The organism is Streptomyces sp. NPDC051563, assembly GCF_044454225.1.
Lineage (GTDB): Bacteria > Actinomycetota > Actinomycetes > Streptomycetales > Streptomycetaceae > Streptomyces.
Genome location: NZ_JBITDL010000016.1, coordinates 99133 through 121106, shown reverse-complemented (window position 1 = coordinate 121106; position 21974 = coordinate 99133). Strand labels below are relative to the sequence as shown.

The following is a 21974-nucleotide window of genomic DNA, read 5'->3' as shown; positions in this document are numbered from 1 at the left end:
TGTAGCGCGCCCGGCCGTCCCGCGTCAGTGCGGCAGTAGTCTCAGCCCTCATGGAGCAGAGGCATCTCGGCCGCACCGGACTGCGCGTCTCCCGGATCGGTCTCGGCACCCTGACCTGGGGCCGGTCGGCGGACGGACCGGACGAGGCGGAAGCGGCCGCGCAGTTGAAGACGTTCTGGAACGCGGGCGGCACGCTCGTGGACACCGCCGACGTGTACGGCGGCGGTGAGGCCGAGTACCTCCTCGGGCAGTTGATCGGTTCCGTGGTCCCGCGGCGGGACCTGGTGATCGCGACGAAGGCGGGCGGGGTCGCGGATCCGGACCGCCGTTTCGACACCTCGCGCGGCCATCTCCTCGCCGCCCTGGACGACTCCCTGGCCCGCCTGGACACGGACTACGTCGACCTCTGGCAGGTCCACGCCTTCGACCCCTGGACCCCGCTGGAGGAGACCCTCCAGGCGCTGGACATCGCGGTGAGCAGCGGACGGGCCCGGTACGCGGGCGTGTCGAACTTCAGCGGCTGGCAGCTCGCGAAGGCGGCGACCTGGCAGCTCGCGGCGCCCGGGGTACGGACCCGGCTGGCATCGACGCAGATGGAGTACTCCCTCCTCCAGCGCGGCGTGGAGCGGGAGGTGGTCCCGGCGGCCCTGGACCTGGGCCTGTCCCTGCTGCCCTCCTCCCCGCTCGGCCGGGGCGTCCTGACGGGCAAGTACCGGGCGGGCACCCCGGCGGACTCCCGGGGCGCCTCGGAGACCCTGGCCGCGTTCGTGGACCCCTACCTGGACGAGGCGGCGAGCCGGATCGTGGACGCGGTGACGACGGCCGCGCACGGCCTCGCGGTGACCCCGCTCCAGGTGTCCCTGGCCTGGGTCCGCGACCGCCCCGGGGTGGCCGCGCCGATCGTCGGCGCACGGACGTCGGCGCAGCTCGGCGCAGCCCTGTCGGTGGAGGCCCTTAGTCTTCCGGAGGAGATCCGCCAAGCGCTGGACGACGTCTCGGCGCCCGTCCACCGCTACCCCGATCAGGACTGGAGCACCTTGTGAGCGACACCGCCGCCGCCGACGCCGCAGCCGCGCAGGCCCCGGCGCCCGCCGCAGCCACCCCCCCGGAAGCCCCGCAGCCCCCCGACGCCCCCACGCCGCCGGAGCCCGACACTCCGGCAGACCCCACGTCCGCCTCGGGCGAAGCCGGCGCGGACGCCGACGTCTCCGAGGAGGTTCCGACCGACGCGGACGCCTCCGGCGAAGCCGGGAGCGAGGAGGCCGCGGCCGTCGAGGACGCCTCTGGCGGAGCCGGGGGCGAGGAGGTCCCGGCCGCCACGGACGCTTCTGGCGGAGCCGGGGCCGACGCCGACGGCTCCGCCGGAGCCGAGGAGCCCGACGGGGGCGCGGCCGACGGCGTCGCCGAAGGTACGGCCGACGCCGAAGGCGAGGGTGCGGCTGACACCGTCGACAAGGGTCCGGCCGACGCCAGCGCCGACGCCGAGGGCGCGGCCGACGCCGAGGGCGCGGCCGACGCTGAGGGCGCGGCTGACACAGACGCCTCCGGCGGAGCCGTGGCCGAAGGCGAGGGTGCGGCTGAAGCCGTCGCCGAGGGTCCGGCTGACGCCAGCGCCGAAGGCGCGGCCGCCTCCGGCGGAGCCGGGGAGCCGGACGGGGGGCCGGGGGCGGAGCCCCCGGTTTCGGGAAGGGGCGGGGTGGGGGAAAGCCCCGCAGGGCCCAACACCGGCGACACCGCCACGGACGGGGAAGCGGAGGCGGAGGCGGACGCGGCCGGCGCAACCGGCGGCAACGCCCCCGCGGAGGGGACCGCCGAGGCCGCGCCCCAGCTCAGCGAGGCCGCCGCGGAACTGGCCGCCCAGAAGATCGAGCGGGAGCGCATCGCCCGCCGCAAGGCGGAACGCGAGGCCCCCGTAGAGGCGGGCGCCAAGCTCAGCGGCACGGCCGCCGACCTGCTGGCCGCCGTACGGGCCGTGGAGAGCGGCGGCAAACCCCCCGCCGCGTTCGACGCACCCCCGGCGCCCCGCCGACCGGAGCCCGCCCAGACGCAGCCCCAGACACAGACCCAGGCGCCCGCCCCGGCGCGCACGCCCGTACCCGCCCCCGCGCCGCAGGCGGACGCCCCCTCCCCCGACGCCGTCCAGGCGGTCCGGGCCGTCCTCGCCAGGGGCGGAGCCCCCGAGTCCCTCGCTGCGCAGACCGCCACCACCCTCGGCGAGGACGCCGCCGCGCAGCTCGCCGAGTCCCCCTGGCGGCTGCTGGCCGTCGCCGGGGTCCGGCCGACGCAGGCGGACGGCTTCGCCCGCGCGCTGCTCGGCGGCGAGGCGACCGGCCCCGGGGACGAGCGGCGGGCCGCCGCCCTGGTGAGCTGGCTGCTGGCGCAGGCCGCGGTCAAGGGGCACACCGTGCTGGAGGCCCCCACCCTGGAGTCGGCCCTCGCCCAGTACGGAGTGCCGGATCCCGCGGAGGCCCTGGAGGCGGCCGTCGCCGAGGGCACCGCGCTGGCCTTCGAGGAGCCGGTGGGGCCGCCCGTCGGTGCATCCGCCGAGGATGAAGAGCAGCCCGTACGGATCCTGGTGGGCCTGGAGGGCTCCGCCATGGCCGAGGAGAGCCTCGCCGAGGGCCTGGCCCGGCTCGCCAACACCTTCACGGACCCCGCCGACTGGGACAAGGCCGCCACCGGTACCGGCGCCGAGCTGATCCGCACCGCCGCCGGGCACGGGCTGGTCGCCCACACCGGCGGGGAGGCCGCCCGCGCCGAGCCCCGTGCCCTGGCCGTGGCCGCCGGGGAGTTCGGCCTGCGGGTCTGCCTGGCCGCGCACGCCCCGGCCGAGGGGGCCGTCACCGTGGCGGGCCTGCTGGCCGGCGCCGAGGGCCCGGGCCGGGACGCGGACGGGCAGTTCGCACTGGACCTGCTCATCGTGCTGGACGCCCCGCAGCTGGACGTGGAGACGGCCGCCCTGCTGGTGGAGTCGGTGCCCGACGGGGCCCGGCTGGTGCTGTCCGGGGACCCCGCGGTGCTCGGCTCCGCGGGTCCCGGCCGGGTCTTCGCCGATGTGCTCGCGGCCCGCGCCTGCCCGCAGCTGGTCTCCCGGATCCCGGATCCGGGTCCGATCGGCGAGCTGGTGTCGGGCGTCGGGGTCGGGGAGCTGTACCAGGTGGACGCCCCCGGCAAGGAGGTCGTCATCGTCCCGGTCCGCGACGCCGGGGAGGCGGTGCACCGCACCGTGCAGCTGGTGGCCGAGTCGGTGCCCCGCGCGTTCGGGATCCCGGCGGACGCCGTCCAGGTGATCACGCCCGGCCACGGCGGCCCGGCGGGCACCCGCGCGCTCAACGCGGCCCTCAAGGAGCGGCTGAACCCCGGCCCCGGCCGGTTCGGCGGCTTCGACCCCGGTGACCGGGTGGTCCACGTGCCCTCGGCCGGGCGGGCGCTGCCCGCCCGGGTGGTGTCGGCCGACGCGCAGGGGCTGCACCTGGCCGGAGCCACGGGCGCGCGGATCGTCGTACCGAAGGAGCGGGTGGAGGCGCAGGTGCGGCACGGCTGGGCCGTGACGGCGCACCAGGCCGTGGGCTCGCGCTGGCCCGCGGCGGTCGTCGTGCTGCCCGGGGACGCGGCTCAGGCCCTGTCCCGGGACTGGGTGTACACGGCCTTCGGCCGCGCCGAGCGGCACCTGTCGGTGGTGCACGGGGTGGACCAGGCCCTGCCGCGCGCGGTCGCGGAGGTCCCGGCGAAGCCCCGTACGACCCGGCTGACGGCTCTGCTGCGGACGCTCGTGCAGTCGGCGGCCGCGCAGCCGGAGTAGCGGACGCGGCGCGGCCCCCGTCCCGGGTGGGGGACGGGGGCCGCGGTGCGTTCCGTACGAGGTGTCGCGCCCGGGCGGGGTCAGGCCGTGGTCAGGCCCCGCACGGCGGATGCGCCGCCCCCGGCGTCGTCGTCACCCTCATCACCTTCACCATCACCGTCTTCGTCCTCTTCCTCGTCCTCGTCCTCATCGAAGACCGAGCTGACGTCGAACCGGTGCATCACGTCCTGCGGATCGATGTGCGTGAACGGCGAACCGAGCCACTCCCCCGGTTCCGCGACCTCCTCCGAAGCGGCGATCCACAGCGTGGAGTCACCCTCCTCCAGCCCGAAGTCCTTGGCGCGGGAGGCGATTTCGTCCGGCTCGTACTCACCGAAGAGCACGCCGAGCGCGTCGGCGGTGCCGCCGTCGTGGGCGAGTTCGGCCTCGCGGTCGTGCGCGACGACGCGTTCGGCCTGGGCGATCAGGCGCGCCGGTTCGACGACGGCGTAGTCGCGGCGGATGAGCACGCTGAAGGCGGCGGGTTCGGCGGGGCCGGTGTACGGGAGCCCGTCTTCGGGAGTGGGGATCTCGAACGGGGTGACCTCGTCGTAGCGGTCGTAGAGGAGCTCGTCGAACTCTTCGGCGGCGGCGGCGAGTTCGTTGAACGCGGCGTAGACGTCCGGATCATCGTCCCCGATCCTGCTCTCGACCGCGGCGAGGTGACGGTCGAGCGCGGCCTTGACCGCCTCGGCGGCGGCGCGTACCTCGGCAACAGTGGGCAGAGCGGCATCAGACATAGTGCAGACGCTATCCGTAGCGGGGCTCTGCCCGCACGCGGAATGCGAGTGAGTTCCCGGACACCGCCCCTGGTCCGGGCTCACCGCCGGGGGGTTGAGGGACGCTCCCCCGAGTTCCACGCGCGCAGGTACGCGTCCCCAATCGGTCCGACCTCGACGGCGTGGGCGACCGTCACGGTGGGAATCGGCTGAGGAGTACCGGTGGAGCGTCCGGCGGCCTGGGCCGTGCACAAGGGGCCGCCGCCCGGTGCCGGCGCTTCACGGACGGGCTCTTGACACCCCGAGCAGAATGGATGCGATGCCGGAATACGAATTTGTCGACCTGTACGTGCCCCGCGGGGTTCCACGTCAGGAAACGACCCGCCTGTTGACCGAACACGCCGAGTACGGGCACTGGGAGCTCGACCGGCTGACCCTGCTTCGGGACGGCAGTCGCCGCGTGCGATTGCGCCGCCGGATCATCCGCCAGGTACGCGCGACCTGGTGACGCGGGCCCCTGGGCGGGACCCGCGTCGCGAGGAACCGTCAGGCCGCGTTGCGCGCCCGGCGGTAGAGCACGGAGCCGGCCAGCAGCATGCCCGCGGCCAGGGGTAGCCCGGCGGTGAGGACGTCACCGGATCCTGTGGCGGCGAGCCCCCCGGCCGGGGCCGCGCCGGTTCCGGCGCCGGTACCCGTGCCGATGCCGGTCCCCTGGGCGGGGTGCGTCACCGGGGTCACCGATCCGGTGCCGGGCCCCGTACCGGTAACTGTGCCGGGGCCGACGGGAGTTCCGGGCTGCTGCCCGGAACCCGGGCCGCCCGGGGTGCCGGGGCCGCCCGGGCTCCCGTCGCCACCGGGGCCGCCCGGGTTGCCGTTGTCGCCCGGGCCACCGGGGGTCTCGTGGTCCCCGGGACCGCCCGGATTGCCGTTGCCGCCCGGACCGCCCGGATTGCCGTTGTCGCCGGGGCCACCCGGGTTCTCGTGCCCCCCAGGACCATCGGGGTGCCCCGGGTGCCCCGGGTGCTCCGGGTTGCCCGGGTGCTCCGGGTGCCCCGGTCCGGTGTCCTCGTCGCACGGGTCGTGCGGGTTGCCCGGGTGTTCGGGGTGGGCCGGGTGCTGTGGGCGCCCCGGCACTCCCGGTCCTCCCGGGCGGCCCGGGAGGTTCGTGCAGTGGTTTCCGAAGGCCGGGTTCAGGGCCCCCACCACCGTCACCGTGTTCCCGCAGGCGTTCAGCGGCGCGTCCACGGGTGCCTCTAGGGCGTTCCCTGACAGCAGTCCCGGTGAGTGCGCGGCACGGCCGGTGGCGCCGGAGTCCGCGTGTGCGTAGCCCCCTCCGAGCGCGAGCAGACCCCCCGCGGCCGCCATGGTGATCAAGGTCTTACTGCCGGTGACCTGTACCTGTCGTCGCATCTGTACTTCGTCCCCTGGTGTGTGCGTCGTGCACGCGCACGCACGTGCACGCCCGGTCGGCGCACAGGCCGCACAGGCTCCCCCGCCCGGTACGCCGAAAGATCGTCATCGGGCCCGTAAAGCCCGGCAGCCCCGGAGCGCTGGAATGCGCTCCGGGGCCGAGAACTTCAGATACGTCAGGCGTTGACGCAGGTGTTGCCGAAAGCCGGGTTCAGCAGACCGATCACGGAGATCGAGTTACCGCAGACGTTCACGGGAACGTGGACCGGAACCTGGACGACGTTGCCGGACAGGACACCGGGCGAGCCGATGGCCGCACCCTGCGCACCCGCGTCGGCGACAGCCAGACCCGCACCCGCGAGAACCAGACCACCGGTGACAGCCGCAGCGGCGGCAACCTTCTTGAGCATTGTTCCTCCTAGTAGGCAAGCGCGGTCCCAGCCGCGGACCGCACCACCTGTAACGAGGAGGGATCACCGGGGCTACGAGCGTATGAGTGCATTCACTCTTCTCAGTGGTTTCCGCACACCTTCCCGATTCCCGTGCGTTAGCTACGCCCCGCTCCGCCGTCCGCCCGCCTCAGGACTCCTCGATGAACCGGTCGAGCACCCGCACGCCGAACTTCAGACCCTCCACCGGCACCCGCTCGTCCACGCCGTGGAACATCCCGGCGAAGTCCAGCTCCGGCGGAAGCTGGAGCGGCGCGAAGCCGAAGCAGCGGATGCCGAGGTCGTCGAAGGACTTCGCGTCCGTACCGCCGGAGAGCATGTACGGGACCGCGCGGGCGATCGGGTCGTGCGCCTTCAGGGCGGTCTGCATGGCGTCCACGAGCTTGCCGTCGAAGCCGGTCTCCAGGGCCTTGTCGGCGTGGACGTCCTCGCGGATCACGCGCGGCCCCAGGATCCGGTCGAGGTCGGCGAAGAACTCCTCCTCGTAGCCCGGCAGGAAACGGCCGTCCACGTGGGCGGTGGCCTGGCCGGGGATGACGTTGACCTTGTAGCCGGCGCCGAGCATGGTCGGGGCGGCGGAGTTGCGCAGGGTCGCGCCGACCATCTTGGCGATGCCGCCGAGCTTGGCGAGCGTGGCGTCCATGTCGTCGGGGTCGAGCGGGGTGCCCAGCGCGTCCGAGAGCTCGTCCAGGAAGTGCCGGACGGTCTTGGTGACCCTGACCGGCCAGGTGTGGCGGCCCAGGCGCCCCACGGCCTCGCAGAGCTCCGTGATGGCGTTGTCGTTGTTGGTCATCGACCCGTGGCCCGCGGTGCCCTCCACCGTCAGGCGCATCCAGTGCATGCCCTTCTGGGCGGTCTCCACCAGGTACAGCCGCAGGTTCTCGTTCACGGTGAAGGAGAAGCCGCCGACCTCGCCGATCGCCTCGGTCACGCCCTCGAAGAGGCCGGGGTGCTTGTCGACGAGGTACCGGGCGCCGTAGGTGCCACCCGCCTCCTCGTCGGCGAGGAAGGCCAGCACGATGTCGCGCGGGGGCTTGCGGCCGCTGCGCATGCGGTCGCGGACGACGGCCAGCGTCATCGCGTCCATGTCCTTCATGTCGACGGCGCCGCGGCCCCACACACAGCCGTCGGCGATCTCGCCCGCGAAGGGGTCGTAGGTCCAGTCGGCCGCGTTGGCCGGAACCACGTCGGTGTGCCCGTGGATCAGCAGGGCCGGCCGCGAGGGGTCCTCGCCCTCGATGCGCGCCACGGTCGAGGCGCGTCCCTTGTGCGATTCGAAGATCTGCGGTTCCAGCCCGACCTCGGCGAGCTGCTCGGCGACCCACTCGGCCGCCTTGCGCTCGCCGGGGCCCGAGTGGTCCCCGTAGTTGCTGGTGTCGATCCGGATGAGGTCCCGGCAGAGGTCGACGACCTCGTCCTCGCCGGTGACGGTCCTGCCCGCGCCCGATTCGCTCACGCTGCTTCCTCCCACTGATCAGTACCGAACTGACTCCATCCTCGCGCCCCGGGCCGCTTCCCCCAAGGGCGATCCCCGGCCGCCGGGGGGTGTGATCGAGGACCCCGGAATGTTTGGTAATGTTTTCCACGTCGGAACGGCCCGCGAGGGACGCGAGACAGACACCTTGTCCGGGTGGCGGAATGGCAGACGCGCTAGCTTGAGGTGCTAGTGCCCTTTATCGGGCGTGGGGGTTCAAGTCCCCCCTCGGACACCAAGCGAAAACCCCACTTCATGTGGGGTTTTTTGCGTTTGGCGGCATTCTCGGCGCGGCGGATCCCGGTGGGCGGTTCGGGATATTCTGTCCGGGTGAACGAGAATCTTCCGCCTTGCCCGAAATGTTCCTGTGAGTACACCTACGAGATGGACGCGCTCGTGGTGTGTCCCGAGTGCGGGCACGAGTGGGTGCCCGACGAGGGGGGTGCCGCGGAGGACGGGGGCGGTGGGGAGCGGGTCGTGAAGGATGCCGTCGGGAACGTGCTGAGTGACGGCGACGCCGTGACCGTGGTCAAGGCGCTCAAGGTCAAGGGCAGCCCTTCGGGGATCAAGGCCGGTACGAAGGTGCGCGGCATCCGGCTCATCGACGGGGTCGACGGGCACGACATCGACTGCAAGATCGACGGGTTCGGGGCCATGCAGTTGAAGTCCAGCGTGGTCAAGAAGGCCTGACCCGGCCCCGGACGTATGGAGAGGGGCCCCGCCGTGGCGGGGCCCCTCTTCGTGCGTCCGGTACGGGTCAGCCGCGCGGGGCCGGGTCCCCGGCCGACTCGGCGGCCTGGTCGAGGCGGAAGGCCTCGTTGCCCAGGCCGATGCGGGCGTGTACCGCGGGGCGGCGGGAGCGCAGGAAGAGCCCGTACGCCAGGCCCACGAGGGCGGCGGCGGCGATGATGCCGGGCAGGGCCCAGCTCAGCGCGGAGCCTTCCGCGGCGCCGACCAGGACGCCGAAGTCCTTGACCGTGTAGACGGCGATGGCGAGCAGGGCGAGGCCGGCGAGGCCCGCCGAGCCGAGCCGCCAGAGCTGGGCGCCGGCGGTGCCGCGGCGGACGAAGAAGGCGATGACCGCGAAGGAGGCGGTGGCCATGAGGAGGGTCACGCCGAGGGCGCCGACGCTGCCCATCCAGGTGAACAGGTGCAGGACCGGCACGGTCGGGTCGCCGGCCGGGGTGCCGTCGGTGAACGCGAAGGCCAGGACGACCACCACGGAGATCACCGTCTGCAGGAGGGAGCCGGTGGCGGGGGCGCCGGTGCCCGCGTTGGTGCGGCCGAAGGCGGCCGGGAGCAGGCCCTCGCGGCCCATGGCGAAGGCGTAGCGGGAGACGACGTTGTGGAAGCTGAGCATCGCCGCGAACATGCCGGACACGAACAGGACGTGCAGGACGTCGGTGAAGGTGGTGCCCAGGCGGCTCTCGGTGAGCTGGAAGAGCAGTCCGGGGCCGGCCTCGGCGGAGGCCTTCACCACGTCTGCCGGGCCGGTGGCCACCGAGAGGGCCCAGGCGCTGAGGGCGAAGAAGAGGGCGACGAAGCCGACGGCGAGGAACATCACCCGGGAGACGACGATGTGCGGCTTGCTGGTCTCCTCGGCGTACACCGGGGACTGCTCGAAGCCGACGAAGGCGGCGATGCAGAAGCACAGGGCGGTGCCCAGGCCCGCGCCGGTGAGGGTCTCGGGGTTGAAGGCGTGGAGGGAAAGGCCCTCGGGGCCGGGCTTGCCGAGGGCGGCGACGTCGAAGACGACGACGAGGAGGACCTCGATGAGCAGGAGGACGCCGAGCACCTTGGCGTTGAGGTCGATCTTGAGCCAGCCGAGCGCGCCGGTGAGGACGACGGCGGCCAGGGCCGGTATCCACCAGGCGAGTTCGGTGTCGAGGTAGGTGGCGAAGAGGCCGGAGATCTCGAAGCCGAGGATGCCGTAGACGCCGACCTGCATGGCGCTGTAGGCGACGAGGGCGACGTACGAGGCGCCGGCGCCGGCGGTGGGGCCGAGCCCGCGCGCGATGTAGGCGTAGAAGGCGCCGGCGTTGTGGACGTGGCGGCTCATCTCGGCGTAGCCGACGCTGAAGAGGGCGAGGACGGCGCCGAGGATCACGAACAGCAGGGGCTGTCCGACGATGCCCATGACCCCGAAGGTGGTGGGCATGACGCCCGCGACGACCATCAGGGGCGCGCTCGCGGCGAGCACGGAGAGCAGCAGGCCCGCGGTGCCGAGGCGGTCGGCGCGCAGGGCGCGGTCCTGGCCCTTGTACGTACGGATCTCGGCCTGGCCGGCCTGGCCGGCCGGGTCGGTGAGCGTGGTGGATCTGCCCGTCGGCATGGCGGGGTGTCCTTTCGGGGCGGGGACTGCGGGGCACTTGCTGAGCGGTGTGCTCTTACTGGGCGGGTCCTTGCTGAGCGGGGTGCTTGCTGAGCGGGGTGCGCCGGGCGGTGCCGGCCGGGCCGGGGTCAGCCGGTGCCGAGCGCGGCGCTGCGCGCGGCGAGGAAGGCCTTGTGCGGGTCTCGGTCCGGGTAGGACCAGGGGGCCTGGGTGGCGTGGCTGCCGATGCGCTGGAAGAGGGCGGCGGCCTCGGCGGGGCGGCCCTCGCAGAGCTTGGCGTGGGCGAGGAAGTTGAGGTCCACCCGGTTGCGGGGGTGGTCCTCGCGCTCCCACTCCAGCCACCAGTCGAAGGCGGAGCGCAGCACGTGGCGGGCGCGGCGGCCGGACCAGTGCTCGGCTCCGGCGTCGGAGCCGTGGCCCTGCCCGGCGGCGAGGACGCGGTAGCGCTCGGCGTGGGCGATGACGGGGAGGACCGCGAGCGGGGAGTCGGCCGGGGACTCCTCGGCGGCCCAGGCGGCGAAGTCGTAGACCTCGTGGAGCGGGTCGCGGCCGGCGGCGGGGGACCGTTCGGCCAGGAGGGAGACCATCAGGTGGTGGGCGTGGTGGTGTTCGCGGTGGCGGGCCCGGACCTGGTCGAAGTGGCGGCTGAACTCCTCTTCGGTGCCGAAGGCGCGGGTGAGGAGCAGCAGGCCGAGCCAGGGGGTGGGGTCGGCCGGAAGCAGGGCCGCGGCGCGGCGGCAGGCCTCCTCGGCGGCCTCGGGGGTGCCCTTGCGGCGCAGGGCGCCGAAGACGGCCGCGCAGGCGAGGAGGGTGACGGCGTCGGCGCTCTCGGGTTCGGCGAGGAGCCATTCGCGCGCCCACGCGGTGGCGGCCGGGGTTTCGGCGAGGACCACGAGGCGGTGTCCCCGGCGGTCCCAGTCGTCCCCCGTGGCGACGAGGAGGGAGCGGGCCTTGGCCCAGCGGCCCTGGGTGAACTGGGCCCGGACGTCGACGAGTTCCGTGTCGCACAGGGCCGGGTCGAAGAGCTGGGCGTCCCGCTTGCGGGCGCGGCCGAGGGGCGGCGGAGGGGGCGACATCCGCGGGTTTCCCTCCAGGACGCGGGCGGTTGGACGGTTTGGCTGGAAGATCACGCACAGCAAAGCGGTAGGCACAGCTCCGCGTCAAGGTCCAGTCCACCGGGTGGCTCGTTTCAACTGGTGTTCCGAGCGGGTGAGTTGGTTGCTCGTTCCGGTTCGCGTCACCTCCCGGTCGGGTGCCCCGCGGTCCGGTCCGGGGCGCCCGCAGGACCGTGGACCGGGCTCCGCGACGACGCGTGCAGGCCCTCCGCTCCTCGGGTGCGCCTTCCCGGGCCGCTGGGCGACGAGCCGGCGGCGGCCGTCCTGAGCGGCGCCAAGACGACCGCGACGGGAGTCCCGGCCGCCCGTGAGGCGGCCGGGGATCCGCTGCCGGTGGCGGGCGCGCGGACGGTGGTCCTGGACTCCGCGGGGTGTTTGGTGGGTGTCCTGGAGGTGACGGACGTACGGGTCCTGCGGCCGGCGGACGGGGACGCGCGGCATGCGGCGGACCAGGGCGAGGGGTTCGCGTCAGTGGCCGAATGGCGCTCCGGGCACGGGGAGTTCCGGCACGGACCGTGGATGCGGGAGCCCGGCAGCCCGACCCGGGCTTCACGGTCGGCGACGGCGCCCCCGGCCGGAGCGGGGCGGTGCCGTCCGGTGACCCGCCCGCCCCGGGCCGCCGGCGCGGGTCAGGAGACGGCTGCGGCCGCCGCGCGGCCGGCGGCGCGGCCGGAGAAGATGCAGCCGCCGAGGAAGGTGCCCTCCAGGGCCCGGTAGCCGTGGACCCCGCCGCCGCCGAAGCCGGCGGCCTCGCCCGCCGCGTAGAGGCCCGGGAGGGGTTCTCCCGTGGCGGTCAGGACGCGGGAGGAGAGGTCGGTCTCCAGGCCGCCCAGGGACTTGCGGGTCAGGATCGAGAGCCGGACGGCGATCAGCGGGCCGGCCGCGGGGTCCAGGATCCGGTGCGGGGCGGCGGTGCGGATCAGCTTGTCGCCGAGGTACTTGCGGGCGCCGTGGATCGCCGTGACCTGGAGGTCCTTGGTGAAGGGGTTGGCGATCTCCCGGTCGCGGGAGACGATTTCGCGCCGGACCGTCTCCTCGTCGAGGAGTCCGTCCTTGGTGATCGCGTTCATGCCGCGCACGAGTGCGGAGAGGTCCTTCTCGACGACGAAGTCGGCGCCGTTGTCCATGAAGGCCTTCACCGGGCCGGGGACGGCCTGGCGCGCCCGGTCGATGACCCCGCGGACGGACTTGCCCGTCAGGTCCGGGTTCTGTTCGGACCCGGAGAGCCCGAACTCCTTGCCGATGATGCGCTGGTTGAGGACGAACCAGGTGTGGTCGTGGCCGGTCTTCATGATGTGGTCGAGGGTGCCGAGGGTGTCGAAGCCCGGGAACAGCGGTACGGGCAGCCGCTTGCCGGTGGCGTCCAGCCAGAGCGAGGAGGGGCCCGGCAGGATGCGGATGCCGTGCTTGGACCAGATCGGGTTCCAGTTCTCGATGCCCTCGGTGTAGTGCCACATCCGGTCCTTGTTGATGTGGCTGGCGCCCGCCCCCTCCGCGATGCCCAGCATCAGGCCGTCCACGTGGGCCGGGACCCCGGAGAGCAGCCGCGCGGGCGGGGTGCCGAGGCGGGCCGGCCACTGGGACCGTACGAGCTCGTGGTTGCCACCGATGCCGCCGGTGGTCACGATCACGGCCTGGGCGCGCAGGGAGAACTCCCCGGTGGCCTCGCGGCCGCTCGCGGTGCCGCGCACGGCGTCGGAGGGGGCCAGGACCTCGCCGGTCACGGTGTCGAGGGTGCCCGCGGTGCGGGAGAGGCCCGTGACCCGGTGGCGGAACGCCAGCCGGACCAGCCCGCGGGCCACCCCGGCCCGTACCCGGCGCTCGAAGGGCTCCACGAGGCCGGGGCCGGTGCCCCAGGTGATGTGGAAGCGGGGGACGGAGTTGCCGTGGCCGTTGGCGTCGTAGCCGCCGCGCTCCGCCCAGCCGACGACGGGGAAGAAGCGGACGCCCTGGGCGTGCAGCCAGGGGCGCTTCTCGCCGGCCGCGAAGTCCACGTAGGCCTCGGCCCAGCGGCGCGGCCAGGCGTCCTCCTCGCGGTCGAAGCCCGCGGTGCCGGTCCAGTCCTGGAGGGCCAGCTCGCGGGTGTCCTTGATCCGCATGCGGCGCTGTTCGGGCGAGTCGACGAAGAACAGGCCGCCGAAGGACCAGTGGGCCTGGCCTCCTATGGACTGTTCGGGCTCCTGGTCGAGCAGGATGACCTTGCGGCCGGCGTCGACGAGCTCGGCGGTGGCCACGAGGCCCGCGAGCCCGGCCCCGATCACGATCACGTCTGCGTCGTACGTCATGTGGAACCCGTCCTCCGTCGATGGTGGGGCGATCCTTTGCTACGGAGCGGTAACCAGTCAACAGGAGCGGAGGGATCACGGCATGAGCGCGGCCGACGAGGTACTGGACGTGGTGGACCGGGAGGACCGGGTGACGGGGCGCGCCCCGCGGGGCGAGGTGTACGCGGCCGGGCTGATCCACCGCTGCGTGTTCGTGCTGGCGCGGGACGGGCGGGGGCGGATCTTCACGCACCGGCGGACGGACTCGAAGCTGGTCTTCCCGTCGTTCTACGACATGTTCGTGGGCGGGGTGGTCGGCGCCGGGGAGAGCTACGCGCAGGCCGCCCTGCGGGAGGCCGAGGAGGAGCTGGGGGTGACCGGGCTGGGGCGGCCCGAGCCGCTGTTCAAGTTCCTGTACGAGGGCCCGGGCGGGGCCTGGTGGAGCTACGTGCACGAGGTCCGCTGCGAGCTGCCGGTCCGGCCGCAGGCCGAGGAGGTGGCGTGGCACGCGTGGCTCCCCGAGGAGGAGGTGGCGCGGCGGGTCGCGGACGGGTCCTGGCCGTGGGTGCCGGACGGGCTGGAGGCGTACCGCAGGCTGCTGGAGTTCCGGGGATCTCCGGACGGTGGAGCCGCCGCGGGCGGTGGAGCCGCTCCGGGCGGCGGGTCCGCTCCGGAGCGGACCCGCTCCGGGCGCCGCCTGACCTGGACACCAGTAGATTGATCAGGTGATCGACTTCGTCAAGGACGTGCGGCTGTGGTTCGCGCCGGCTCGGGTGAGGGACGAGGGCGAGACCCCCGACCACCGCTTCTCGCTGGCCAACGAGCGGACCTTCCTGGCCTGGATCAGGACCGCACTGGCCCTGATCGGCGGCGGGTTCGCCGTGGACCAGTTCCTCCCCGACCTGCGGTGGGGGGTGCGCGTGGCGATGGCCTTCACGCTGCTCGCGGTGGGCGCGGCCTGCTCGCTGCGCGCGGTGAACCACTGGGTGGGGTGCGAGCGGGCGATGCGGCGCGGCGAGGACCTGCCGATGTCCCGGTTCCCGGTGGTGCTGAGCCTGGGGGTCGGGCTGGTCGCGGTGACGATGGTGGTGGTGGTCCTGCTGGGCTGGACGAAGGGGCGGTGACGGGGCGGTGAGCGCCTCGGCCGACGCCGCCGACCGCGAGCGCCCCGGTGGCCGCGACGCGGGGCTGCAGCCCGAGCGGACCCGGCTCGCGTGGCGGCGTACGACCCTGTCCTGCGCGGTGGTGGCCGCACTGGCCCTGCGGCAGGCCCTGCGCGGATCCGGCTCCCTGGTGGCGGTCTGCGGGGTCGCGGTGATCGCGCTGTTCTGGCTGGCCTTCATGGGAGTGGCGCACCGGCGGGTGCGGGAGCTGGCGGCGGTGCGGCCGCCCGGGCTCGCGGTGGGCGCGGCGCTGGCCGCGGCGGCGTGCACGGTGGGCCTCGCGGTGTTCGCGATGGCGCTCATCGTGTGACCCGAAGAACCGATCGTCCGCCTTGTGGTGCCACCCCGGCGCGCAGCGGACACAAGGGGCGATCCGGGACGATCCGCACTAGCGTCGGCCCCATGACGACCCTGCACCAGGAACACCCCACGCACGAGCACTCCCACGGCGCCGACTGCGGCCACACCCCGGTCCGGCACGGTGACCACGTCGACTACGCGCACGACGGCCACCTGCACCGCGAGCACGGCGGCCACTGGGACGAGTGCGAGCCCGCCGGTCACGCCGAACACGCCGCCCACGCGCACGCGCACGGCTCGGACTGCGGGCACGACGCGGTCCCGCACGGCGACCACGTCGACTACCTGCACGACGGACACCGGCACGCCGAGCACGACGGTCACTACGACGACCACTGACACACCCTCCCCTCCCCCCGCGGCCCGGTGACTGGCAGGATGCCGAAAGCCCGTCACCGCGACCCGGGGAGAGCGCAGATGCCCGCCGAAGAGCCGTACCTCGTCCAGCCCGCGCCCGGGGTCCACGCCTACGTGCAGCCGGACGGCGGCTGGTGCCTGAACAACGCCGGCTTCGTGACCGGCGGCGGCCGGACGCTGCTCGTCGACACGGCGGCCACCGAGCGGCGGGCTCTGGCCCTGCGCGCGGCCGTGCTGGCCACCGGGGCGCCGCTTCCCCGCACCGTGGTCAACACCCACCACCACGGGGACCACACCTACGGAAACGGCGTGTTCGCCCCCCAGGCGCTGATCCTGGCGCACGAGAACGCACGGTCCGAGCAGATCGCCGCCGGACGCCAGCTGGAGCTGATCTGGCCGGCGAACGATTTCGGCGCGCTGGACCTCACCGCGCCCGACCTGACGTACGGCGACCGGATGACCCTGTACGTCGGGGAGACCGAGGTACGGGTCCTGCACCCGGGCGTCGCGCACACCACGGGCGATTCCATCGTGTGGCTGCCCGAGCAGCGGATCGTCTTCACCGGCGACCTGGTCTTCGCGCAGGGCACGCCGTTCCTGGCGATGGGCTCGCTGGCCGGTTCGCTGCGGGCGCTGGAGCTGCTGCGCTCGCTGGGTGCGGAGACGGTCGTGCCGGGACACGGCCCGCTGACGGATCCCGGCGCGTACGAGGCCACCGAGCGCTATCTGCGGTACGTGGCCGAGCTGGCCCGGGAGGGGCGTGCGAAGGGGCTGACCCCGCTGGAGGCGGCCCGGGAGGCCGACCTCGGGGAGTTCGCCGGCTGGCGGGAGAGCGAGCGGCTGGTGGCGAACCTGCACCGGGCCTACGCGGAACTGGCCGGGGAGCCCGAGGGGGTTCCCCTGGACATCCTGGCGGTGCTGCGGGACATGACGGTGATGAACGGGGGCACGCCGATCCTCTGCCACGCCTGACGGCACGGGGCGGGGCGGCACGAGGCGAGGCGGCACCGGGCGGGACGAGGCGATCCGGGGCGGGACCGGGCGGAGCCGGGCGGGCGATCCGCGCAGTCCGCCCCCGCCACCCACTGGACGGCATACCGACTGGTCGGCATGATGGTGCGCGTCCGTTCCGTCCTCGTCCACTCCGCACGGAGGCGCGCACCATGACCTCAGCCCCCTCCCCCGCCCCTTCCGGCCCGCGCGGGCTCGATCTGGAGCGGCTGCGCGGCCATCTCGACCGGGCGCTGCCTGGCCTCGTGGTCGGGCCGCTGACCGGCCGGCTGATCGAGGGCGGCCGCTCGAACCTCACGTACGAGGTGGGCGACGGGAGCTCGCGGTGGGTGGTGCGCCGGCCGCCGCTGGGGCACGTCCTGGCCACCGCGCACGACATGCGCCGCGAGCACCGGGTGATCGCGGCGCTGCACGGCACCGCGGTGCCGGTGCCCGGGGCGCTGCTGCTGTGCGAGGACGAGGCCGTGCTGGGCGCGCCGTTCTACGTGATGGAGTACGTGGACGGGGTGCCGTTCCGCACGGCCGGGCAGCTCGCCGCGATCGGCCCCGAGCGGACCCGGCGGGCGGTGCTGGGCCTGGTGGACACGCTGGTCGATCTGCACGCCGTGGACCCGGAGGCGGTGGGCCTGGGCGACTTCGGGCGGCCCGAGGGCTTCCTGGAACGGCAGCTGCGCCGCTGGGGCAAGCAGCTCGCGGCGTCCCGGGGGCGGGAGCTCGCCGGGATCGACGAGCTGCACGGGGCCCTCGGGCGCGCCCTGCCCGGCTCCCCCGCGCCGACGGTGGTGCACGGGGACTTCCGGCTCGACAACGTGCTGATCGGCGCGGGCCCGTCCGGCACGGACGAGATCCGGGCGGTGCTGGACTGGGAGATGTCCACGCTCGGCGATCCGCTGACGGACCTCGGGCTGCTGGTGATGTACAGCTCCGACCTGGGGCTGACCGACTCCCCGGTCAGCACGACCAGTGCGGCTCCCGGCCATCTGGCGCCCGCCGAGCTGATCGAGCGGTACGCGGCCCGCTCGGGCCGGGACGTCTCGCAGGTCGCCTGGTACACGGCCTTCGCCTGGTTCAAGCTCGCCGTGATCCTCGAAGGCATCCACTACCGCTTCACGCTCGGGCAGACCGTCGGCGCGGGCTTCGACCGGATCGGCGAGCTGGTTCCGGTCTTCATCGAGCACGGCCTGACCACACTCCGGCAACCGCACGAAGGCTGAGGAACACCGATGGACTTCGCATTCGACGCCCGTACCGAGGAACTCCGCGGACGGCTCCTCGCGTTCATGGAGGAGCACGTCCACCCGGCGGAAGCCGTCGCCGCCGAGCAGCGCGCCCGGCTGGCCTCTCCCTGGGACACCCCGGCCGTGGTGGGTGAGCTGAAGGCCGAGGCGCGCCGCCAGGGGCTGTGGAACCTGTTCTTCGTGGACCAGCCCGGCTCGCCCGACCGCGAGTACGGCGCCGGGCTGACCAACCTCCAGTACGCCCCGCTCGCCGAGATCACCGGGCGCAGCCCGCACCTGGCGCCGACGGCGACGAACTGCGCGGCCCCGGACACCGGGAACATGGAGCTGCTCGCGCAGTTCGGGAACGAGCAGCAGAAGAAGCAGTGGCTGGAGCCGCTGCTGGCCGGGGAGATCCGGTCGGCTTTCGCGATGACCGAGCCGGAGGTGGCCTCTTCGGACGCCACGAACGTCGAGACCCGGATCGAGCGTTCCACGCGCGGCGACGGGGCCGACGAGTACGTGGTCACGGGCCGCAAGTGGTTCATCTCCGGAGCCATGAACCCGGACTGCAAGGTCTTCATCGTCATGGGCAAGACCGACCCCGGCGGCGCCGACCCGCGCCGCCAGCAGTCCATGATCCTGGTCCCCCGGGACACTCCGGGCGTCGAGATCCGGCGCGCGATGACGGTGTACGGGTACGAGGACCACGACCACGGCGGTCATGCCGAGGTGGTCTTCGACGGGGCCCGGGTCCCGGCGGGGAACCTGATCGGCGAGGAGGGCGGCGGCTTCGCCATCGCCCAGGCCCGCCTGGGTCCGGGGCGGATCCACCACTGCATGCGGCTCATCGGCATGGCGGAGCGGGCCATCGAGCTGATGTGCCGGCGCGCGGTGGGACGTACCGCCTTCGGCAAGGAGCTGGCCGCGCAGGGCGTCGTACAGAACTGGATCGCGGACGCCCGGGTCACCGTGGAGCAGCTGCGGCTGCTGGTGCTGAAGACGGCCTGGCTGATGGACACGGTCGGCAACCGGGGGGCGCACACCGAGATCCAGGCCATCAAGATCGCGACCCCGCGGGCGGTGGTGCGGATCCTGGACGACGCGGTGCAGCTGCACGGCGCGGGCGGGGTGAGCCAGGACTTCCCGCTGGCGGAGCTGTGGGCGGCGGCGCGGACGCTGCGGCTGGCGGACGGGCCGGACGAGGTGCACCAGCGCTCGCTGGCGCACCGGGAGCTGAAGCGGTACCGGTAGCCTCCGGCGGGCGTGGCGGGGGACTTCGGTCCCGCGGGACCGGACCTTTAATGGTCCAGACCACTCGGGAAGTCCGATATATTCGGTATTTCCCCCAGTGAAAGTGCCCTCCGCCATGCCCAGCTCCACCCTGGCCCCCGCCGCCGCGCCGCACGCCACGGCCTCCCCCGCCACCGCGTCCGCGTCCGCGGTGGCGAAGGTCGCCAATCCCGGCCCGCTCGGCCTGGCGGCGTTCGCCCTCACCACCTTCGTGCTCAGCCTCTTCAACTCGGGGCTGATCTCGAACGCCGCGCTCAGCGCCGTCGTCCTGCCGCTGGCGCTGTTCTACGGCGGCCTCGCGCAGTTCGTCGCGGGCATCATGGAGTTCCGCCGCGGCAACACCTTCGGGACCACGGCGTTCGTCTCGTACGGCGCGTTCTGGATGTCCTTCGCGGGCTACGTGAAGTTCGTCGTCCCGACGCTGCCGGCCGACCAGGCACACGTGGCGACCGGCTGGTTCCTCGTGGCCTGGTTCATCTTCACCGCGTACATGTCGATCGCCGCCATGAAGCTGGACGTCGCGCACCGCGTGCTGTTCGTCTCGCTGGCGCTGACCTTCCTGTTCCTCGCCCTCGGCGACCTGGCGCAGAGCACCGCCCTGGGCCACACCGGCGGCTTCCTCGGCCTCTTCACCGCGGGCGTCGCCTGGTACATCTCCTTCGCCGTGGTCGCCAAGGAGACCTGGGGCCGCGAGGTCGCACCGCTCGGCTAGGGCGCCTGCGCCCGTCCGGGGCCCGGCCGGGACGTTTCCGGGGCCACCGGCGCGGCCGGGCCGGCGGGGCGGCCCGCCGCCGTCTCGATGACCTCGTCCAGCACCTCACGGGACCGGAGCAGATCGGCGATCAGCCGGTCGATCCGGTCCCGTTCCGTTTGCAGTTCGGCGACGAGCGCGGGCGTGGCCCGTACGTTCGGCCCGCCGTCCGCATCGCGCATGCAGGGCAGGATCTGCCCGATCTTCGCGCTGTGCAGCCCGGCCGCGTAGAGCTCCTGGATCCGGATGACCCGGTCCACCGCCCGCTCCGCGTAGTCGCGGTGGCCGCCGGGCGTCCGGTCGGAGACCAGCAGCCCCTGGGTCTCGTAGTAGCGCAGCGAACGCTCGCTGACCCCGGTGCGCGCCGCCAGTTCGCCGATCCGCATGCCCCGCCCCCGTCGCCCCCGTCGCTTCCAGACTTGAATCTGACATCAATGGCAGGTTTTAGGTTACGGGCATGACGCACTCGGAGCAGGTCCCTCCCACCGTTTCCCGCCTCTTCGAGCCCGCCTCGCTCGGCGGACTCGACCTCCCCAACCGCCTGGTGATGGCGCCCCTGACCCGCCACCGGGCGGGCGCCGACGGGGTCCCCGGGCAGCTGATGGCCGTGCACTACGCCCAGCGCGCCACGGCCGGGCTGATCATCGCCGAGGGCACCGCGCCCAGCGCCGTGGGGCAGGCCTACCCGCACATCCCCGGCATCCACACCGCAGAGCAGATCGCCGGCTGGCGCCGGGTCACCGACGCGGTACGGGCCGCGGCCCGGGGCACGGGCGGTGGCGCGGCGATGTTCCTCCAGCTCGAACACGGCGGCCGGGTCGGCCACCCCGACACCAGCGGGCACCTGCCGCTCGCGCCGTCCGCCGTACGGCTCCCCGAGCAGCTGCACACCCCCGGCGGGCTGCGGGACGCCCCCACTCCGCGGGCGATGACCGCCGAGCACATCCGGACCGCCATCGCCGACTTCGCCACCGCGGCCCGCAACGCCGTGGAGGCCGGCTTCGCCGGGGTGGAGGTGCACGCCGCCAACGGCTTCCTGCCCCACCAGTTCCTGGCGCGGGGCACCAACCTGCGGACCGACGAGTGGGGCGGCCCGGTGGAGAACCGGATCCGGTTCACCGTCGAGGTGGTCCGGGCCGTCGCCGGGGCCGTCGGCCGGGAGCGGGTCGGCGTACGGATCTCGCCCGGGGTGACGGTCAACGGCATCGAGGAGGGCGACACCGGGTGGATCTACCCGGCGCTGCTCGCGGCCCTGGCGGAGATCGACCCGGTCTACCTCCACGTGCTCTACGCCGACGGGCAGCCGCGCCGGCTCCAGGAGCACCGCCGCGCCTGGCCCGGCACGCTCATCGCCAACCAGCAGCTCTCCCGGGAGCAGTTCGCGGCCGACGGCGGCAAGAGCGTCGCCGAACGGCTCCTGGCCGAGGGCGCCGACCTGGTCTCGCTGGGCCGGGGCTTCCTCGCCAACCCCGACTTCGTGGAACGGCTGCGCACGGACGCCCCGCTCAACGAGATCCGCTCCGAGTTCCTGATGCACGTACAGGGGGCGGAGGGGTACAACGACTACCCCGCGCTCGCTACGGGCGCAGCGCCCGCATCAGCAGGTCCGCGAGGTGGTCGGCTACCTGCTGCGGTGTGAGCGGGCCGTCCTCGTGGTACCAGGTGGACAGGTGGTGGACGGAGCCGAAGTGGTAGTCCACCACCAGGTCGGCGGGGGTGGCGTCGGAGAAGACCCCGGCGGCCTGGCCCTCCTCGACCAGCGCGCGGAAGCGCTCGTGGTAGCGCCGGCGCTCCGCCCGGACCTGCTTGAACTTCTCCGGGCTCAGCTGGTGCATGGAGCGGAAGAAGATCGCCGCGTCGTCCAGGTTCTCGATCGTGGTGACCACCACGTCGGCGGCCGCGGCGCGCAGCCGCTCCTCCACCGGCGCGTCGGAACCGGCCACCGCGTCGAGCCGCTGCTGCTGGAGCCGCAGCATGCGCGCGTACACCTCGTGCAGCAGGTCGTCCTTGGAGCCGAAGTAGTGGTAGAGCGCGCCCTTGGTGACCCCGGCCGCCTCGACGATCTCCTGGACCGAGGTCCGGTCGTAGCCGCGTTCGGCGAACAGCCTGGTCGCGACGGCGAGGAGTCGGCGCGGTACCGGGGCCTCGTGCGCCCCGACGGTCTCCGTCGTGGTCTTGGCGGCCATGGCTGTCGCCTCCCTTTCGTGGTCCTCGCGTG

23 protein-coding genes and 1 tRNA gene are annotated in these 21974 nt (G+C 73.7%); 15 read left to right on the top strand and 9 right to left on the bottom strand.

What is annotated here, in order from left to right; all coding sequences use genetic code 11:
- Positions 1 to 50: 50 nt before the first annotated feature.
- Together ACIA8F_RS20495 and ACIA8F_RS20490 are read left to right on the top strand one after the other, a co-directional pair.
- Positions 51 to 1043, top strand: coding sequence for an aldo/keto reductase (locus tag ACIA8F_RS20495; protein ID WP_399380552.1), 993 nt, complete (start codon positions 51 to 53; stop codon positions 1041 to 1043).
- A 512-nt stretch (positions 1044 to 1555) separates the two neighbouring features.
- Complete coding sequence (locus tag ACIA8F_RS20490) at positions 1556 to 3802, top strand: helix-hairpin-helix domain-containing protein (RefSeq protein ID WP_399380697.1); 2247 nt, start codon at positions 1556 to 1558, stop codon at positions 3800 to 3802.
- Between the two features lie 80 nt (positions 3803 to 3882).
- On the opposite strand, the gene ACIA8F_RS20485 is transcribed toward ACIA8F_RS20490, so the two are convergent.
- Positions 3883 to 4581, bottom strand: coding sequence for a hypothetical protein (locus ACIA8F_RS20485; protein ID WP_399380550.1), 699 nt, complete (start codon positions 4579 to 4581; stop codon positions 3883 to 3885).
- A 298-nt stretch (positions 4582 to 4879) separates the two neighbouring features.
- Here ACIA8F_RS20485 and ACIA8F_RS20480 point away from each other — a divergent pair, with 298 nt between their 5' ends.
- Entirely contained in the window at positions 4880 to 5068 is a 189-nt protein-coding gene (locus ACIA8F_RS20480) for a DUF5703 family protein (RefSeq protein WP_243333977.1), read from the top strand.
- Positions 5069 to 5106: 38 nt separating this feature from the next.
- Here the strand turns inward: ACIA8F_RS20480 and ACIA8F_RS20475 are convergent, their stop codons facing one another.
- The 3 genes from ACIA8F_RS20475 to ACIA8F_RS20465 form a co-directional block, all read right to left on the bottom strand.
- Positions 5107 to 5970, bottom strand: coding sequence for a chaplin (locus ACIA8F_RS20475; protein WP_399380548.1), 864 nt, complete (start codon positions 5968 to 5970; stop codon positions 5107 to 5109).
- 176 nt (positions 5971 to 6146) lie between these two features.
- Positions 6147 to 6380, bottom strand: coding sequence for a chaplin ChpH (gene chpH, locus ACIA8F_RS20470; RefSeq protein WP_383947566.1), 234 nt, complete (start codon positions 6378 to 6380; stop codon positions 6147 to 6149).
- A gap of 169 nt (positions 6381 to 6549) precedes the next feature.
- A complete protein-coding gene (locus ACIA8F_RS20465) occupies positions 6550 to 7875 on the bottom strand; it encodes a M20/M25/M40 family metallo-hydrolase (RefSeq protein ID WP_399380546.1) in 1326 nt (441 codons plus the stop codon).
- 168 nt (positions 7876 to 8043) lie between these two features.
- On the opposite strand from ACIA8F_RS20465, the gene ACIA8F_RS20460 reads away from it, so the two are divergent.
- Both ACIA8F_RS20460 and ACIA8F_RS20455 read left to right on the top strand, forming a co-directional pair.
- Positions 8044 to 8131 (top strand) — tRNA-Leu (locus ACIA8F_RS20460).
- Positions 8132 to 8223: 92 nt separating this feature from the next.
- Positions 8224 to 8583, top strand: coding sequence for a zinc ribbon domain-containing protein YjdM (locus ACIA8F_RS20455; protein WP_399380544.1), 360 nt, complete (start codon positions 8224 to 8226; stop codon positions 8581 to 8583).
- 67 nt (positions 8584 to 8650) lie between these two features.
- Here the strand turns inward: ACIA8F_RS20455 and ACIA8F_RS20450 are convergent, their stop codons facing one another.
- Both ACIA8F_RS20450 and ACIA8F_RS20445 read right to left on the bottom strand, forming a co-directional pair.
- A complete protein-coding gene (locus tag ACIA8F_RS20450; protein WP_399380543.1) occupies positions 8651 to 10225 on the bottom strand; it encodes an APC family permease in 1575 nt (524 codons plus the stop codon).
- 128 nt (positions 10226 to 10353) lie between these two features.
- A complete protein-coding gene (locus ACIA8F_RS20445) occupies positions 10354 to 11301 on the bottom strand; it encodes a hypothetical protein (protein WP_399380542.1) in 948 nt (315 codons plus the stop codon).
- A gap of 120 nt (positions 11302 to 11421) precedes the next feature.
- Between ACIA8F_RS20445 and ACIA8F_RS20440 the strand changes: the two genes are divergently transcribed.
- The gene (locus ACIA8F_RS20440; protein WP_399380540.1) at positions 11422 to 12057 is read left to right on the top strand and encodes an ASCH domain-containing protein; all 636 of its coding nucleotides are present in this window, start codon (positions 11422 to 11424) and stop codon (positions 12055 to 12057) included.
- Here ACIA8F_RS20440 and ACIA8F_RS20435 read toward each other — a convergent pair.
- The gene (locus tag ACIA8F_RS20435; protein ID WP_399380539.1) at positions 11970 to 13625 is read right to left on the bottom strand and encodes an FAD-binding dehydrogenase; all 1656 of its coding nucleotides are present in this window, start codon (positions 13623 to 13625) and stop codon (positions 11970 to 11972) included. The genes ACIA8F_RS20440 and ACIA8F_RS20435 overlap by 88 nt on opposite strands.
- An 82-nt stretch (positions 13626 to 13707) precedes the next feature.
- Between ACIA8F_RS20435 and ACIA8F_RS20430 the strand changes: the two genes are divergently transcribed.
- From ACIA8F_RS20430 to ACIA8F_RS20395, 8 genes are all read left to right on the top strand, one after another.
- Positions 13708 to 14325, top strand: coding sequence for an NUDIX hydrolase (locus ACIA8F_RS20430; RefSeq protein WP_399380537.1), 618 nt, complete (start codon positions 13708 to 13710; stop codon positions 14323 to 14325).
- A 4-nt stretch (positions 14326 to 14329) separates the two neighbouring features.
- Positions 14330 to 14728 carry a YidH family protein gene (locus tag ACIA8F_RS20425; protein ID WP_399380535.1) on the top strand — a complete coding sequence of 133 codons (399 nt, stop codon included), beginning with the start codon at positions 14330 to 14332 and terminating at the stop codon, positions 14726 to 14728.
- Positions 14729 to 14735: 7 nt separating this feature from the next.
- On the top strand, positions 14736 to 15077 hold the full coding sequence (locus ACIA8F_RS20420) for a DUF202 domain-containing protein (protein ID WP_399380534.1): 342 nt from the start codon (positions 14736 to 14738) through the stop codon (positions 15075 to 15077).
- A 92-nt stretch (positions 15078 to 15169) separates the two neighbouring features.
- Complete coding sequence (locus ACIA8F_RS20415; RefSeq protein WP_399380532.1) at positions 15170 to 15466, top strand: hypothetical protein; 297 nt, start codon at positions 15170 to 15172, stop codon at positions 15464 to 15466.
- Between the two features lie 78 nt (positions 15467 to 15544).
- On the top strand, positions 15545 to 16456 hold the full coding sequence (locus tag ACIA8F_RS20410; protein WP_399380531.1) for an MBL fold metallo-hydrolase: 912 nt from the start codon (positions 15545 to 15547) through the stop codon (positions 16454 to 16456).
- Between the two features lie 191 nt (positions 16457 to 16647).
- A complete protein-coding gene (locus ACIA8F_RS20405) occupies positions 16648 to 17709 on the top strand; it encodes a phosphotransferase family protein (RefSeq protein WP_399380529.1) in 1062 nt (353 codons plus the stop codon).
- Positions 17710 to 17718: 9 nt separating this feature from the next.
- Positions 17719 to 18966, top strand: coding sequence for an acyl-CoA dehydrogenase family protein (locus ACIA8F_RS20400; protein WP_399380527.1), 1248 nt, complete (start codon positions 17719 to 17721; stop codon positions 18964 to 18966).
- A 115-nt stretch (positions 18967 to 19081) separates the two neighbouring features.
- Entirely contained in the window at positions 19082 to 19717 is a 636-nt protein-coding gene (locus ACIA8F_RS20395) for an acetate uptake transporter (protein WP_399380526.1), read from the top strand.
- On the opposite strand, the gene ACIA8F_RS20390 is transcribed toward ACIA8F_RS20395, so the two are convergent.
- Complete coding sequence (locus tag ACIA8F_RS20390) at positions 19714 to 20142, bottom strand: MerR family transcriptional regulator (RefSeq protein WP_399380525.1); 429 nt, start codon at positions 20140 to 20142, stop codon at positions 19714 to 19716. The two genes, ACIA8F_RS20395 and ACIA8F_RS20390, sit on opposite strands and share 4 nt — an antisense overlap.
- 71 nt (positions 20143 to 20213) lie before the next feature.
- Here ACIA8F_RS20390 and ACIA8F_RS20385 point away from each other — a divergent pair, with 71 nt between their 5' ends.
- Positions 20214 to 21395, top strand: coding sequence for an alkene reductase (locus tag ACIA8F_RS20385; protein ID WP_399380523.1), 1182 nt, complete (start codon positions 20214 to 20216; stop codon positions 21393 to 21395).
- On the opposite strand, the gene ACIA8F_RS20380 is transcribed toward ACIA8F_RS20385, so the two are convergent.
- A complete protein-coding gene (locus ACIA8F_RS20380; RefSeq protein ID WP_383947517.1) occupies positions 21334 to 21942 on the bottom strand; it encodes a TetR/AcrR family transcriptional regulator in 609 nt (202 codons plus the stop codon). The genes ACIA8F_RS20385 and ACIA8F_RS20380 overlap by 62 nt on opposite strands.
- Between the last annotated feature and the right edge of the window lie 32 nt (positions 21943 to 21974).